The 14,038-nt window shown below is 36.1% G+C and carries 16 protein-coding genes and 1 tRNA gene; 4 read left to right on the forward strand and 13 right to left on the reverse strand.

The genetic code is table 11. The features are described 5' to 3' along the window. Positions 1 to 17: 17 nt before the first annotated feature. Both ABVM52_RS15145 and ABVM52_RS15150 read left to right on the forward strand, forming a co-directional pair. Positions 18 to 794, forward strand: a complete 777-nt coding sequence (locus tag ABVM52_RS15145; RefSeq protein WP_405381917.1) for an MBL fold metallo-hydrolase — start codon at positions 18 to 20, stop codon at positions 792 to 794. Positions 795 to 796: 2 nt separating this feature from the next. Then, positions 797 to 1,291 (forward strand): hydrolase, encoded by a 495-nt coding sequence (locus tag ABVM52_RS15150; RefSeq protein ID WP_405381918.1) that lies wholly within the window; start codon positions 797 to 799, stop codon positions 1,289 to 1,291. Here ABVM52_RS15150 and ABVM52_RS15155 read toward each other — a convergent pair. The 5 genes from ABVM52_RS15155 to ABVM52_RS15175 all read right to left on the reverse strand — a co-directional run bounded on the left by ABVM52_RS15155 (position 1,288) and on the right by ABVM52_RS15175 (position 6,598). Then, positions 1,288 to 1,947, reverse strand: a complete 660-nt coding sequence (locus tag ABVM52_RS15155) for an alpha/beta hydrolase (RefSeq protein WP_405381919.1) — start codon at positions 1,945 to 1,947, stop codon at positions 1,288 to 1,290. The two genes, ABVM52_RS15150 and ABVM52_RS15155, sit on opposite strands and share 4 nt — an antisense overlap. A gap of 4 nt (positions 1,948 to 1,951) precedes the next feature. Then, entirely contained in the window at positions 1,952 to 2,281 is a 330-nt protein-coding gene (locus ABVM52_RS15160; RefSeq protein WP_405381920.1) for a hypothetical protein, read from the reverse strand. Between the two features lie 3 nt (positions 2,282 to 2,284). Beyond that, on the reverse strand, positions 2,285 to 3,544 hold the full coding sequence (locus tag ABVM52_RS15165; protein ID WP_405381921.1) for a dihydroorotase: 1,260 nt from the start codon (positions 3,542 to 3,544) through the stop codon (positions 2,285 to 2,287). A 27-nt stretch (positions 3,545 to 3,571) separates the two neighbouring features. After that, positions 3,572 to 5,488 carry a BatA domain-containing protein gene (locus ABVM52_RS15170; RefSeq protein WP_405381922.1) on the reverse strand — a complete coding sequence of 639 codons (1,917 nt, stop codon included), beginning with the start codon at positions 5,486 to 5,488 and terminating at the stop codon, positions 3,572 to 3,574. A gap of 102 nt (positions 5,489 to 5,590) precedes the next feature. Beyond that, positions 5,591 to 6,598: a glycosyltransferase family 2 protein gene (locus ABVM52_RS15175; protein WP_405381923.1), complete on the reverse strand. Its 1,008-nt coding sequence runs from the start codon at positions 6,596 to 6,598 to the stop codon at positions 5,591 to 5,593. Positions 6,599 to 6,757: 159 nt separating this feature from the next. Between ABVM52_RS15175 and ABVM52_RS15180 the strand changes: the two genes are divergently transcribed. Both ABVM52_RS15180 and ABVM52_RS15185 read left to right on the forward strand, forming a co-directional pair. Then, positions 6,758 to 6,842, forward strand: a tRNA-Ser gene (locus ABVM52_RS15180). 239 nt (positions 6,843 to 7,081) lie between these two features. Next, positions 7,082 to 8,419: an ATP-binding protein gene (locus ABVM52_RS15185; RefSeq protein ID WP_405381924.1), complete on the forward strand. Its 1,338-nt coding sequence runs from the start codon at positions 7,082 to 7,084 to the stop codon at positions 8,417 to 8,419. Here the strand turns inward: ABVM52_RS15185 and ABVM52_RS15190 are convergent. From ABVM52_RS15190 to ABVM52_RS15225, 8 genes are all read right to left on the reverse strand, one after another. Next, entirely contained in the window at positions 8,401 to 9,420 is a 1,020-nt protein-coding gene (locus tag ABVM52_RS15190) for an adenosine deaminase (protein WP_405381925.1), read from the reverse strand. The two genes, ABVM52_RS15185 and ABVM52_RS15190, sit on opposite strands and share 19 nt — an antisense overlap. A 104-nt stretch (positions 9,421 to 9,524) precedes the next feature. Continuing rightward, positions 9,525 to 9,908: a DUF3037 domain-containing protein gene (locus tag ABVM52_RS15195; RefSeq protein WP_405381926.1), complete on the reverse strand. Its 384-nt coding sequence runs from the start codon at positions 9,906 to 9,908 to the stop codon at positions 9,525 to 9,527. Next, positions 9,898 to 10,677 (reverse strand): HipA family kinase, encoded by a 780-nt coding sequence (locus ABVM52_RS15200; RefSeq protein WP_405381927.1) that lies wholly within the window; start codon positions 10,675 to 10,677, stop codon positions 9,898 to 9,900. The genes ABVM52_RS15195 and ABVM52_RS15200 overlap by 11 nt, the downstream gene beginning before the upstream one ends. A 95-nt stretch (positions 10,678 to 10,772) precedes the next feature. Beyond that, a complete protein-coding gene (gene arsB / locus ABVM52_RS15205) occupies positions 10,773 to 11,819 on the reverse strand; it encodes an ACR3 family arsenite efflux transporter (protein WP_405381928.1) in 1,047 nt (348 codons plus the stop codon). Between the two features lies 1 nt (position 11,820). Then, positions 11,821 to 12,453 carry a low molecular weight phosphatase family protein gene (locus ABVM52_RS15210; protein ID WP_405381929.1) on the reverse strand — a complete coding sequence of 211 codons (633 nt, stop codon included), beginning with the start codon at positions 12,451 to 12,453 and terminating at the stop codon, positions 11,821 to 11,823. A 22-nt stretch (positions 12,454 to 12,475) separates the two neighbouring features. After that, positions 12,476 to 12,940, reverse strand: a complete 465-nt coding sequence (locus ABVM52_RS15215) for a DUF6428 family protein (RefSeq protein WP_405381930.1) — start codon at positions 12,938 to 12,940, stop codon at positions 12,476 to 12,478. 48 nt (positions 12,941 to 12,988) lie between these two features. Next, complete coding sequence (locus ABVM52_RS15220; RefSeq protein WP_405381931.1) at positions 12,989 to 13,321, reverse strand: ArsR/SmtB family transcription factor; 333 nt, start codon at positions 13,319 to 13,321, stop codon at positions 12,989 to 12,991. A gap of 127 nt (positions 13,322 to 13,448) precedes the next feature. Beyond that, entirely contained in the window at positions 13,449 to 13,934 is a 486-nt protein-coding gene (locus tag ABVM52_RS15225) for an aminotransferase (protein ID WP_405381932.1), read from the reverse strand. Positions 13,935 to 14,038 lie beyond the last annotated feature (104 nt).

Consider the following 14,038-nt stretch of genomic DNA (forward strand, 5'->3'; position numbering starts at 1 on the left):
AATTAAATTTGTAGTGCATGGCAAATAATTTACGTGTTACTTTTTTAGGTACGGGAACATCCCAGGGCATTCCGATCATTGGTAGTACACATCCGGTATGTTTAAGTGAAAATCCAAAGGATAAAAGACTACGGGTATCGGTATTAATATCATGGGGCAATTATACTTATGTTATTGATTGTGGACCTGATTTTAGACAACAGATGTTGACCCACAATGTTCAACATTTAGATGGTATTTTATATACCCATGAACATTCCGATCATACCGCGGGTCTAGATGATATTAGACCTTTCTTTTTTAGGCAGGGGAGTATACCTATCTATGCACATAAGCGTGTGTTGAAATCGTTGAAAAATAGATTTGATTACATTTTTAACGAAAAGGATAAGTATCCGGGGGCACCATCGGTTCAAATTAATAGAGTTAGGAAAAATGAATCTTTTGCTATAGGTGATAGGACGGTTTTACCGATCAACGTTATGCATAACAAACTGCAGGTTTTTGGTTACCGTATAGGTGATTTTACCTATTTGACCGATGTCAAATCCATTGAGGATAGTCAATTGGAAAAAATCAAACATTCAAAAGTACTTGTGGTGAACGCCCTTAGAATTCAACCGCATATTTCTCATTTTAATTTGGAGGAAGCTTTAGCGTTTATAGCAAGGGTAAACCCTGAAACAGCCTATTTAACGCATATTAGCCATTTACTGGGCTTTCATGATGAGGTAGAGGCAAAATTACCGCCAAACGTTCATTTGGCATATGATAACTTAACAATTACTATTTAATTATGAAAAAGAATATCTTTTTATACCTATTTGTTTTTACGGCTTTGATCTGCTTATATCTTTCTGTTAGTGGTAGTAATATGGCAGATGAGAACATGGGCAAAATAAAAAAATTAAAGGAACAGGTTGCTACGTTGAAAGACTCGGTACAGCAATCTAATCTCAAAGTCATGGATATGCAATATTTTTCCTTGGAGAATAATGATGATGCCCTGGCTTATTACGAGCACTTAAACCTGAATGATCCTACAGCATATATTACGGACAAGTTGTTAGAAACCAACGAGCAAAAAAGTGATAACCCGTTAATTCCTTATGAGGGCATGGAGGGGGATTTCAAAATCAATAAAATTAAGGTACTGAACCATAAGTGGATTCTAACCGATTTTTCCGATGGAAAATATTGGGGAGAATTACTGATCAAATACGAATTAAAAGATGATTTAGGAATTGATTTTACCTTGGTAGACCACTTACTTTATACCCGCAGTAATTAAAGCTTATTCTTGATCCACTTTTGTAGGGCATAAAAATTTTGGGGGGCAACACCATGACCAACGGGAAATTCTTCATACACATGGTCAATATTTAATTTCTTTAATGTTTCTGGAGCCTTCTGTGCCCATTCTACCGGGATTACTTGATCCACGTTTCCATGTGAACAATAGAAACTTAAATGGCTAAAATCATTTGATTGATACTTGTTCTTTAAAATAGATTCATTAATATACCCACTTAGGGCAATTATGTTTTTTACTTTTTCTGGATAGGAAAGGGCTACCGCATAGCTGAGTATGGTGCCTTGGCTAAATCCTAATAAGTTTACTTGATTTTTATCCAAACCATAAGCAGTACATGCTTCATCTATAAACGTAACAATTTTATCGCGTGATGCTATTGCCTGTTCGTCATCGCTCCATTTTCCTTGTTCATTATCAAAATTAATGGCATACCAAGCATAACCGTAAGGTTGTAATACATAGGGCGCCCTAACCGCAATAACACAAAGTTCTTCTGGAAGTTCAGGAGCAAACGAAAAAAGATCTTCTTCGTTACTGCCATATCCATGGAGCAAAAATAAAACGGGTGGCTTTTGATTTGTTAAGTTAGATGGCCTTAAAATATGTTCTAAAGATAGGGGAGCTGTTGTCATGTTTTTATTGAATGAAAGTAAACCATTTTTGAAAATAGGGTCCAAGAAAAGGAATTTCTTGTTCCTTGTTGCCCAACACGCCTAAAAAACCGTAAAACCAAAGTACAGTGTAAAATATGTAGAGTCCGTAAAAACCGTACACATTTCCCCATTGACTGTTCAATAAAGCAAAGGCCAGGAATATAATATGTAGACCAAATGCCTGTCTGGTATGAAACCGCGCAAATTTATACTTGGGTTCCGCATTCATACTTAGGGCGATCAACGCACCCACAATAGTTAGGTATGCTACAATGGCAGTTGTTTTGCCTTCTATGTTGGGGGATTTTTCCATGTATTAATCGTTTAGGACCAGTTGGTTGTTGGCTACAGTTCCTATTACTTTTCCTTTTAATTCCATACCTAATGCCAATGCGTTTTTAGAGGTACTATGCATATGGTCTTTTGTAAAGGTATAGACACTGTCAGGATTGAACAAGGTTAAATTTGCAGATTGACCTATGTCCAACAATGGAGTTTCCAGATTAAAAATAGCTCTTCCTTTCGTTAAAAAGGATATGGTATCTTCCAAACCTAAACTATTGTTTAGCATGCCAAAACAGCTCTCCAAACCAATGGTTCCAAAATGGGCATTGTCAAATTCAACATGCTTTAACTCCACATTCAATGGGGTATGGTCAGATGTAATGATATCTATTGTTCCATTTTTAACACCTTTAATTAAAGCTTTGGTATCCTTTGTAGTACGTAATGGAGGTAAGACCTTGAACTGGGTATTGAAATCTTCCAGGGCTTCATCCGTAACACTAAGGTTGTGGGCCGCAACACTACTATATACTTCTAGACCTTTCTTTTTGGCTTCCGCTATAAGTTTAACTGATGTTGCGGTAGAAATGGTAGGTATAAATAATTTACCACCCGTATATTCCAAAATAAAGAGGTCCCTTGCTATTTGAAGTTCTTCGGCCAAAGCGGGAATTCCTTTTAAACCTAACTTGGTACTCGTTATGCCTTCATTGACTATACCTTTTCCAGAAATATTTTTATCCATTGGAAAGGAAAAAATCAATCCGTCAAAATTTTGAGCATATTGTAAGGCAATTTTTAACAGATTGGCATTGGGTATTGAATGTTTATAGTCATAAAACCCCACCGCTCCTGAATTTTTCATGTCATAGAGCTCTGCAAGTGCCTCGCATTTACCGCTAACGGTTAAATTACCTAGCGGGTGTAGGGTAGTCAGTTGATTTTTTGATGCGTTTTTAAGGTAGACAATGTCCGATGCTGAATCTGGAGTAGGAGTACTGCTGGTATTCAATAAAACATCTGTGAAGCCACTTTTGGCAGCGGTTAGCAAACCATTTTCTATCGTTTCCCTTTCCTCATACCCTGGTTCCCCAAAACTTACCCCACTATCAAACCAGCCTATGGACACATGTAAATTATCTTCTTTGATAATTTTTGTTTTAGCAGGAGGTTCAATCGTTGTTGCTATGGCTTCTATTATGCCATTTTTTATAAGGATATCCTTCTTTTTTTTATGAAGGGCCTTGTTGGTTTCATTAACGATCGTAGCTGATTTTATGAGTATGTTCATAGGGTTTGCAAATGGTTCATTTAAAGGCTATTTCAAAAATCGTTGAAGTAATGTTTCTATGATAACGAACACGAGTGCTAAAATAGCAAACCATTTCCAAAACTCATTTATGGCATTGCTTTTTTGACGCTCAGTAAAGTAATTTTTTAAAGAGGAATAACTATCATTTTTAAGTATTTGTGTATATACCAATTCACTTTCCTTTCTGTTATCATTAAAACTAATATTTCTGAGCACATTTTGGTTGTGCATAATCTTGTAAATCCCTGGCATTTTAGGGTTCTCCATAAAAGTAAGTTGTACTTTTTTGGGCAGTGCACGTTGTAGTGGAATAAATTCCATGGATTCATCAACGACCTTAACGTTTTCATCTTGTTGAAGGGTAATAGGTATTTCAATCTTTACATTGTTCGCTATGGTAGCATACAAAGGGGGTAATTTTAAACTGTTCATACCAAAATTGTAAAAAGTAGGCACAATTAAAGGGGAGTTTTGAAAATTTGAATTTTCGATGGATAGTGCGGATGAGAAAAAATGGGCATTATCGGTAGAAATTAGAAAAGGTTCCTTGTTTTGAAATGAAATGGCGGTTTGGCCACTGGTCTGCATTCTATGATAGGTTTTTACCGTAGGAAATTGAAAATTATCTACATTTTTCTCAAACACATTACTGAACAGTTCGTGTTCTATCTTGATATTGGAAATTGCTAAATTTTGCGCAATGGTATTTTCATATTTGGTCCTGTTAAAATTACTGGACAATTGATTATAGGAATTCAAATCTCCTTTCATACTTGGTATCAAAACAAAACTTCCGCCATCCTTATGAAATGATGCAATAGCGGTGGCAAGGGAACTTGGGAGTTCATCCAATTCATTGAGTATAATTAAATGTTGGTTCTCTATAGCACTGTAATTTAACTGAGACAATGAGCTATAGGACAAATCAAATTCGTCTTGTGAAAAAATACGACTAAGGAATTCATTGGTAGATTTTCCAATGACCAAGACTTTTATTTTGGATTTTTTATCGATATTAAAAAAGAACTGGTTGTCATAATCCAGACCATTGTCCGTAATGGCCACCTTACCCAATATCTCTTCATTGGCATTGACTGTGAAAGTAACCTTGGCTTTTTTATTTTTATTGAACTGGGCCGCTGTTTTTGCAATTAAGGTTTCGCCGTTGTATAATGAAACCGGTAGACTCTCCTCTTCGGAATTTGTAGAAAGTGTAGTTGCAACATCAATGGTTTCATTTGTCCTATTCTCTATAAAAACCGAATCTATGGAACTGTTTAGTATTTGATAATCTAGCGGGTTTAAATAATGTACATGAATATCTGATAAAGAATCTTGGGGTTGTGCACTACCCATACGACGTTGAAAATCGGATATTAGTACGATGTTCTTTTGCGTATCGGCATTTTTGGTAAAGTAGGTATTGCCTTTTAACAGTATATCATTTATGGTAAGCTGATCGGAGGATGGTACTATTTCCAAAAAATCGTTTTGTATATCCTTTATGGTTACCTTCTTAAAGGTGGTCGTATTGGTAAAGAGTGTAAACTGTTGGTCGTTAGGTATATTCTTTATAAAATCTTGGACAGTATTATTAAATAGGTTGCCGTTTTCATTATTACCGTCCAAACTATAGGAATTATCCAAATAGAAAACGGTCTCCTTCTCCTTTAATGCGGTTTCATTGGCAAAAAACGGTTGTGCAAAAGCAATTACCAGGGCGGAGATTATACCTAACCGCGCTAAAAGCAGTAACCATTTTTTTAAGCTGCTACTTTTTCTAGATTCCGATACCACCAGTTTTAGAAACTTTACATTGGTAAAGGGCGTTTTTTTAAATCTACGTAATTGAAAAAGATGAATGAATATAGGAATGAGAAGAAGTAAAAGACCCCAAAGAATTTCTGGATATTTAAATTGCATTCCTAGTTTTGATTAGGTCAAAGATAATTATTTTGAAGTTAGAAGCCTGTGCTTGTACTACTAATATTTTATAGCTAGTAGTTAGGTACTATAAAAAAGCTTTTAGCAAAAAAAGAAATAATCATAAGAAGATTTTTTAGTTAAGTCGTTAAAAAAGAGTTTAATGTCTTTCTGTTCTTCTGCATTGGCAACCGTAATGATGCATTGCAAACTATCCAAGTTTTTTAAACTGGTATAATTTTCTAGTTGTACACCATAAATATCTTTTCCTATTTTCTTGGTATTATCGCACACCCACTTAAATGCAATTTTCTTTTCCACTAATGAACGTGCCACTTCTTTTCCTTTTTTACCTGCACCCCAAACCACTAAGGTGTGATCAGCAGTATATTCCAGTTTTAGGAAGTAATGTAATTTTATGGCAATAAAATAATTTTGGGCATAATGTTCACTTGTGCGGGATGTACGGGTAGTATAGTCACGCCAATAGTGCAATATTTGGTCACTGGCAATACAAGTTAATCCATATTCATAAAAACGAAAAGCAAGGTCATAATCTTCTGGATACCTATTATGATCAAATGCCCCACACATTTCAAAATCGGTTCTGTGAACCATCCAACAAGGGGAGGGAATCACACATTCCTTATATATTTCCTTAAAGTTATGGCCTTTGCTCGTTAAGCCGTTCAACCATTTTTCATATCGTGCATAGCCATCGTTAACTCCGGTACTGGAAAAATAGTTGACCAAGCCAAGTGCCAGGAATCCTTCACCATTTTTAAGTAATGCATTAACCATAGTCTCAATTTTATGGTCAGCCATATAATCGTCAGCATCCATTCTGGTAATTAATGTTCCATTACTGCGTTTATAAGCTTTTCTAAGCGCGGTAATAATACCGTTATCATCGTTAGAAACAATTGTAAAACGCTTATCCCTATCGGAAAAAGTCTGTGCTATAGCCAAACTATCATCTGTAGAATGGTCATTTACGGCAATTACCTCAAAATTTTTATAGGTTTGTTGCTCAATGGAATGAAGGCATTCCTCTAAATAAGGTGCTACATTTTTAAAAGGTATTAAGATGCTTACCAGTGGTTTGTACATGCCCGAAAGGTAGTATAAAACTAAATTTCAAGCCTGTGCTTTTCTTAGTTTTTAGGCAGGTATTTATTCTTTAAAAATAAATTAAGAAAAGGCTTTAATAGATAAGAAATCATTTATATATTTGCACCCGCATTCAGGGAATATCTGATGAGGCACTCAGGAGAAATGGCAGAGTGGTCGAATGCGGCAGTCTTGAAAACTGTTGAGGGTCACACCTCCGGGGGTTCGAATCCCTCTTTCTCCGCTTAAAGAAAAGCTCAACAATTTTATTGTTGGGCTTTTCTCTTTTATAAAACTATGCATTAGTTTGATTGTAGTAAGTACAATTTTAATTTGTCTTACGCCAACCAATTCCTATTACCAATGAAATTCCTAGTTATATCTTAATTTGCTGGAATTTTGATTGATTGTATTATTTTTAATAATTAAAAGTAAGGGGCGCCTTATATTTGTTCCTTTAAAACTTCTGCTCCGTTATAAACAATGATAAAGGCCAATATTCACCCAAGGGAAAAAGAACGACTAGCGTTGCTAGAATCATATTCAATTTTAGATACGTTACCTGAACATGATTATGATAACCTGACCAAACTTGCCGCAGAAATATGTCAGACACCAATATCATTGATTACCTTACTTGATGAAAAAAGGCAGTGGTTTAAATCTCATTATGGATTAGAAACATCTGAGACTCCTATAGAAGATGCTTTTTGTGCGCATGCCATTACAGGTGATGACCCTGTTTTTACGGTTGAAAATGCTCATGAAGATGAACGTTTTAAAAACAACCCCTTAGTAACCGGCGATCCCAATATTGCTTTTTACGCGGGTATTCCTTTAAAAAATGGCCAAGGTTTGCCTTTGGGGACGTTATGTGTTATTGATAACAAACCTAGAACACTTACCCAAAGCCAAAAAGATTCCTTGAACATCTTATCTGAGCAGGTCATTAATTTGTTGGAGCTAAGAAAGAATAAACTGGAATTGGAGCGTGCCAATAAAAAATTAAAAAAGTTCTCTAAAAAGCTTGAGCGCAAGGTATTTCAGCGTACCAATCAACTTGAAATTAAAACCATAAAATTAGAGTTGATGATCAATGACCTGGAGTCCTTTAACCATATCTGTAGCCATGATCTTCAAGAACCTTTGCGTAAAATACAGATGTTCATTTCTCAAGTGAGCGATAGTGAGTACAATAACTTGTCCGAAGCGGGAAAACATAAGTTAGAACGTATAGACCTTTCTGCTACTAGGATGAGAAACCTTATTCAAGATTTACTTACATACGGTTCTACTGAAAGTATAGACAATAGTTTAACCACCGTACCATTAAAAAAACTGGTTCTAGAAGTTAAGGATGTTTTAAGTGAAGAGTTAAAGGAACACAAGACGATACTTAAGGTACAAAAAGACTGTGAGATAACCGTAAGGCCTATACAGTTTAAGCAATTGTTGTTCAACTTGTTTACCAATGCCATTAAATTTAGCAAACAAGAAGAGAAACCAACCATTTGGGTACAAGGAATTGTTGTAAATGGTGCGGAGTTTCCGGAGCTTGAACTAAATGAAAACAGGCGCTATTCACAAATAACGATATCCGATAACGGTATTGGCTTTGACCAAAAATATGAAAGTAAGGTTTTTGAAATTTTTCAACGCTTACATAGCGATGAGGAATACCAGGGTACGGGTATAGGTTTGGCCATTGTTAAAAGAATCGTTACCACTCACCGCGGACAGATCAGGGTAAAAAGCTCACGTGGTAACGGGGCGGTTTTTGAGATATTTATTCCATTGGCCAATCAAATAGTATTGAAATAATCGTTTACTTTCTTATACCATTTTTCTTTTTCAGTTGCACTTAGCCAACTTGCTTGAAATGCATTGAGGGCCAATTGCTGAATTTGGGCTATACTTAAATTTAGTGCCTTGGCGGTCTGGTAATAGTTTTCGTTCATATAGCCACCAAAATAGGCAGGGTCGTCTGAGTGTATGGTGGCAATAATTCCTTTTTCCAACATTTTGGCAACCGGATGCTCATCCATCTTCTTTATCACTTTTAACGCTACATTGCTTGTTGGACAAAGGATCAGGGCAATTTTGTCGTCTACTAATCTTTTAACCAGCGCTTCATCAGAAAGGCAACGGTTACCATGGTCAATACGAACTACCTTTAAAATATCCAAGGCTTCCCATATATATGCTGACGGACCTTCTTCTCCTGCATGCGCCACCAGTTTATAACCATGTGCTGCAGATGCTTTAAATACCTTTTTGAACTTACTAGGCGGATTTCCAATTTCTGAAGAATCCAATCCTACTCCGTCAATAATATCTTTAAATGGGAGCGAGGCTTCTAATGTTTCAAAAGCTGCTTCCTCACTTAGATGACGCAAGTAGCTCATGATCAATCTATAGGAAATATTCAATTCATTTTTTGCTTTTTCCAAAGCGCGATGCATTCCATTGATAACAACATCAAATGACACGCCACGATCGGTATGGGTCTGTGGGTCAAAAAATACTTCAACGTGAACTACATTTTCGCTATGTACCTTGGTTAAATATGCCCATGTCAAATCAAAAAAATCTTGTTCATACAATAGTACTTGAGCACCGGCATAGTAGATATCCAAAAACTCCTGTAAATTATTGAATTGGTATGCTGCTTTAACCAATTCAATAGAATCATAAGGCAAGGCAATTTTGTTTCTTTTGGCAATCTTAAACATTAGCTCTGGCTCAAAACTACCTTCTATGTGTAAATGAAGTTCTACTTTTGGAATTCCTTGAATAATTGTTCTAAGTTTCGTTGATTCCATAGCGTATTTGGATTTGTTATCGTTAAAGCTAAGTATGTCCGTAAATAATTATAATAATTGGAACAGTATCCATTATAAATTGTACCGAAGTATTAATTTAAGTTTTATAAAACGTACTTATTAAAAATATCCTCAAGTTCTTTTTTAGGGTCTGTACTCAATCCTGATCGGGTGGTTGAACTTTGTATTACGGTACTTCTGCATGCGGTCAACCAACCAAAACGGTCCGTCAAGTCTAGTTTGCTAATAGGGCCGCCATCGATATCACCATCGCAAATCAATTTCCAGGCCTTTAGGTAATCGTTCAATATATCAAACTCAATTTCTGAAGAAAATGCGTTCAACTTGTCTTGGTCTATGTGATATTTAATATCTAAAAATTTAGTTCGCTTGCAGAAGACTATCACACCAACATTAAAAAATTCCTCGCGTTCTACCTTAGGTACAATACGTATTATTGCAAATTTAAATGTATATCTATCTTGCATCCTCAGCTTCTTTTACCAATACATCTATCATAGATAGTTTTGTGGTTATATATTGCATATAAGCCGCTCTTTTTTCATCTGCATTTAAAACATCGGACTCACTTAGTAACCAATCTTCTGGGATATTAGCGACAATTTCTTTTATCTTTTCTAGTGTAATGAGTTTTTTAATTTCTACAGCAGCATCAGGTAGGGCAGTGGCTTGTGGCAACAACACATGGTCCTTTATAAAAGGGAAGGTTCTGGTTAAGTGATTTTCCCATGTTTCCCAATTGTGATGAAAATAAAAACTGGCCCCATTATCTATCACCCATAATTCATTGTGCCAAAACAATAAGTTAGCATTTTTTGCCGTGCGATCAATGTTACTGATCAAACTGTCCAGTATTACAATTTTGGAGGCGGTCAATGCATCTGCCCTGGAAATTACCGGATCAAAAGTAATGGCGCCGGATAAAAAGTGTAAGCCTAGGTTTAGACCCACACTAAACTTTAATAGATCCTGAATTTCTTCATCGGGTTCTGTTTGTCTAAACGTATCGCCTAAATTCATAAATACCAATTCTGGCACATGCAGACCTATTGCGCGAGCCAGTTCACCACCCATAAATTCTGCTATGAGCGATTTTTTCCCCTGACCGGAGCCCCTAAATTTTAAGACATAAAGGAAGTCGTCATCTGCCTTGACTATTGCGGGCATTGAGCCGCCTTCCCGTAAAGGTTGTAAATACTGGATTACATCTACCGTCCTAATATCAATGGTATACATACCGCTAAATTAGGAATTAATAAGCTATAGTCTTGCCTACATTTTATGTATTGGGCAATTATGATACCCCTTAAACAAGACTATAACTTTCTGTATTATGTAATAGCCGTACCGTAGTATTTTTTTCGTAGCCAAAAGGAAACCTTTACCAGTAATATTAAGGCGGGTACTTCTACCAAAGGCCCTATGACCCCTGCAAATGCTTGGCCGGAATTTAAACCAAAAACGGCTATGGCAACGGCTATGGCCAACTCAAAATTATTGCCGGCCGCTGTAAAGGCCACAGAGGCTGTTTTGTCATACGCGGCCCCAGATGCCTTGGTAAAGAAAAAGCCAATAATGAACATGAGCGTAAAATAAATGAGCAGGGGTAGGGCAATGATTAACACATCCATAGGAATCTCAACTATCAATTCGCCTTTTAATGAGAACATAATAATGATCGTGAATAAAAGCGCCAATAAGGTAAGTGGTGAAATTGTTGGAATAAATTTGTTGGTATACCATTGCTCCCCTTTTAAAGGAACCAAAATCAGCCTACTTAAAATACCCATTAAAAACGGTATTCCTAAATAGATGGCCACACTCTCTGCAATTGTACCGATGGATATATCTACAATAGCGCCTTCAAAACCAAAATAGGGTGGGAGTATAGTGATAAAGATCCATGCGTAAAAACTGTATGCAAATACTTGAAAAATACTGTTTAGGGCAACCAAACCTGCACCATATTCACTACTGCCTTCTGCCAGATCGTTCCATACCAATACCATGGCTATACATCGTGCCAGGCCAATAAGTATTAAACCTACCATGTATTCCGGATAATCCCTTAAAAAAGTAATGGCCAATATGAACATTAACACTGGACCAATGATCCAATTCAACACTAAGGAAATGGTCAGTATTTTGGTATTTTTAAAAACTTTTGGCAGTAATTTATAGTTCACCTTTGCCAAAGGTGGGTACATCATTAAAATGAGTCCGATCGCAATGGGTATATTGGTTGTACCGCTATTAAAAGAATTGATGAGGGTAGGAAATTTGGGAAAGAAATAGCCCAAGGAAACCCCAATGGCCATTGCCGCAAATATCCATAATGTGAGATTACGGTCTAAAAAATTTAGTTTTATTGATGCCATATTATTGGTTTATTTGGGAGAATACATAAAATAATTCCGTAGCAATCTGTATACTCCGCTCTTTATATTTTTCTTCTTGTTGCGGGGTATTATCAAATGCTTTGGGGTCTTCAAAGGTAATGGGTATTCGTTTTTCCGCACCTGCAATGAAAGGGCAACCACCATCCGCTTGCGAACAAGTCATTACAGCTGCAAATTCAGATTTTGGATTAAACTCGTCATCCAATTTTTTGGAAAACCCTAAGATAGGGTGTTCATTGTCCGCATATTTAATGCTGTATACAGGATTGTCATTTTCAGTTATCCTTTCAATTTTAAAACCTGTATTGCTTAAGGTATTTGCGGCCATGGGAAAAAGTGCTGTGGCCTCGGTTCCACCAGAGTAACAAGCTACACCCTTTATTTGAAAATAATGGGCCATAGTTTGTGCCCATACTTGAGATAGGTGACTTCTTCGTGAATTGTGCGTACAAATAAAATTGATTCTAATTGGCTCTTGGTCAACTACCTTGTTCTGAATGTAATCTACCAAAGGTTGTAGCACTGTCTTCCGTTCATTGGAAATGGTTGCAGGGTCTAGGGATGTAATCGTCTTTTCTATTTCGGCAAAAAGATTATTTTTAATAATAGTCATAATTACGTGGTTTGGATTTATATTAACAGCAGTTTCCGTCAGGTGCGCAACAGGGCTCATCCATTTTGGTAGCGTCATTGTTAGGTTGTTCTATGACATTACCGCATGAGTCTTGTGCCAAACAAGTAGTTTGTTTTTGTGTTAACAAGAATGTCTTACCATCAAAATCAAGCCCAAATTTACCAATGGTATCGGCTTGGTATTCCACCTCAATCTCTAAATCGTCTATTTTCAATATTTTTTCTGACAGTTCAATGATATATAAAAGTTTTTCTGGATGAAGTCTATGGTCATAGTCATTGGAATCCCATAATTGAAAATTGGCTTTTTCTTCATGTCTTATAGTGCCACCACAATCAATAAAGTCTTTCCTTACCTTTCCTATTTCCGTTACGTGAAAATGGTTGGGAACCATTTTTCCGTCAGGTAACCTGAAACCAATGGTAGGTGCATTTTTTAAAATTGTTTTAACCTGTGATAATTTCATCTTTATATTAGTTTATTGCGATTATACGATTAATAGGATTAAATTTTTTTAACAGCAATCAATATCTTGGGACAGGTCTTGGTCTAAAAACTCAACCATTGTTTTTTTCATTGCTGTCCAGTTGTCTTTGTCTATACAATAACACACACTTGTGCCTTCTACATTTCCCTTAATTAGGCCTAAATTCTTTAATTCCTTAAGGTGTTGGGATATGGTTGGCTGTGCCAAACCTATTTCATTGACCAGGTCACCACAAACACAAGTATCCATTTTAAAAAGATGCTGTAAAATGGCCACACGTGCAGGATGCCCAAACACCTTTGAGTAAAGGGAAATTTTATTTTGTTCATCTGTAAACATTTCTGTTTTGGCCAAGCCCATACGCTTAATATATAGTTACATTGCAATATTACGATTAATAATTGAAAGGATTCTAAATAATCGATGAAAATTTTTGAACGTAGCTGTGCAGTTTGACTTATTTCAAGGCAAATTGAACCGTTTAATTTTAGACTGCACTCATGATTGCCAAAAATAAATTTGCCGCATACCCGCAGTAAACGGCTAATTCCTCAAGAGGTAGAGTTGAGGTATAGTCTTCCGTTTTAATCGTGTAATCATAATTTAACTTTGACCAATTATTCAAGGAGTTCATGGTAAGTTGGTGGGTGTTGCCCTCATCAAATAATTCAAACCTTAACTTAAGTATTCCTTTGTTTTTCAATACATAATTACTTTCTTCTTTGGGCGCATGCGCTACCCTAATGACCATATATCCTTTAAGACTAAAGGTAATATCTCCTATAATTTGTCCGTTTTTAAGGATATCCACCTTGCTGGTCCAAATATTTTTTGGCTTTATTTCAATTTGATTACCATTTAGCGTAGTATATGCTTTTTCAGAGAACCAATTGGTGTACACCAATTCACAGATTTCTTTTTCTTGAGCTATTAATTTAAAATTACCTTTTGCGGAGCTTGATACTATTTTCATTTTCAGTTCTATTTGCAAATTCTCTACACCATTAATTTAAAAGTGATCATTTAAAATTACAGATTACTTCTTAATTATTTTAAAAACAGGCATGATTATTAGGA

This window comes from Maribacter sp. LLG6340-A2 (assembly GCF_045057105.1).
Taxonomy (GTDB): Bacteria; Bacteroidota; Bacteroidia; order Flavobacteriales; family Flavobacteriaceae; genus Maribacter.

What these genes read in the sequence shown, in the direction of transcription:
- ABVM52_RS15160 (WP_405381920.1), bottom strand. Translation starts at nt 2,281, where the DNA reads ATGGAAAAATCCCCCAACATAGAAGGCAAAACAACTGCCATTGTAGCA.
- ABVM52_RS15200 (WP_405381927.1), bottom strand. Translation starts at nt 10,677, where the DNA reads ATGTATACCATTGATATTAGGACGGTAGATGTAATCCAGTATTTACAA.
- ABVM52_RS15145 (WP_405381917.1), top strand. Translation starts at nt 18, where the DNA reads ATGGCAAATAATTTACGTGTTACTTTTTTAGGTACGGGAACATCCCAG.
- ABVM52_RS15210 (WP_405381929.1), bottom strand. Translation starts at nt 12,453, where the DNA reads ATGACTATTATTAAAAATAATCTTTTTGCCGAAATAGAAAAGACGATT.
- ABVM52_RS15215 (WP_405381930.1), bottom strand. Translation starts at nt 12,940, where the DNA reads ATGAAATTATCACAGGTTAAAACAATTTTAAAAAATGCACCTACCATT.
- ABVM52_RS15170 (WP_405381922.1), bottom strand. Translation starts at nt 5,488, where the DNA reads ATGCAATTTAAATATCCAGAAATTCTTTGGGGTCTTTTACTTCTTCTC.
- ABVM52_RS15165 (WP_405381921.1), bottom strand. Translation starts at nt 3,544, where the DNA reads ATGAACATACTCATAAAATCAGCTACGATCGTTAATGAAACCAACAAG.
- ABVM52_RS15155 (WP_405381919.1), bottom strand. Translation starts at nt 1,947, where the DNA reads ATGACAACAGCTCCCCTATCTTTAGAACATATTTTAAGGCCATCTAAC.
- ABVM52_RS15150 (WP_405381918.1), top strand. Translation starts at nt 797, where the DNA reads ATGAAAAAGAATATCTTTTTATACCTATTTGTTTTTACGGCTTTGATC.
- ABVM52_RS15185 (WP_405381924.1), top strand. Translation starts at nt 7,082, where the DNA reads ATGATAAAGGCCAATATTCACCCAAGGGAAAAAGAACGACTAGCGTTG.
- ABVM52_RS15225 (WP_405381932.1), bottom strand. Translation starts at nt 13,934, where the DNA reads ATGAAAATAGTATCAAGCTCCGCAAAAGGTAATTTTAAATTAATAGCT.
- ABVM52_RS15190 (WP_405381925.1), bottom strand. Translation starts at nt 9,420, where the DNA reads ATGGAATCAACGAAACTTAGAACAATTATTCAAGGAATTCCAAAAGTA.
- ABVM52_RS15220 (WP_405381931.1), bottom strand. Translation starts at nt 13,321, where the DNA reads ATGGGCTTGGCCAAAACAGAAATGTTTACAGATGAACAAAATAAAATT.
- ABVM52_RS15195 (WP_405381926.1), bottom strand. Translation starts at nt 9,908, where the DNA reads ATGCAAGATAGATATACATTTAAATTTGCAATAATACGTATTGTACCT.
- ABVM52_RS15175 (WP_405381923.1), bottom strand. Translation starts at nt 6,598, where the DNA reads ATGTACAAACCACTGGTAAGCATCTTAATACCTTTTAAAAATGTAGCA.
- arsB (WP_405381928.1), bottom strand. Translation starts at nt 11,819, where the DNA reads ATGGCATCAATAAAACTAAATTTTTTAGACCGTAATCTCACATTATGG.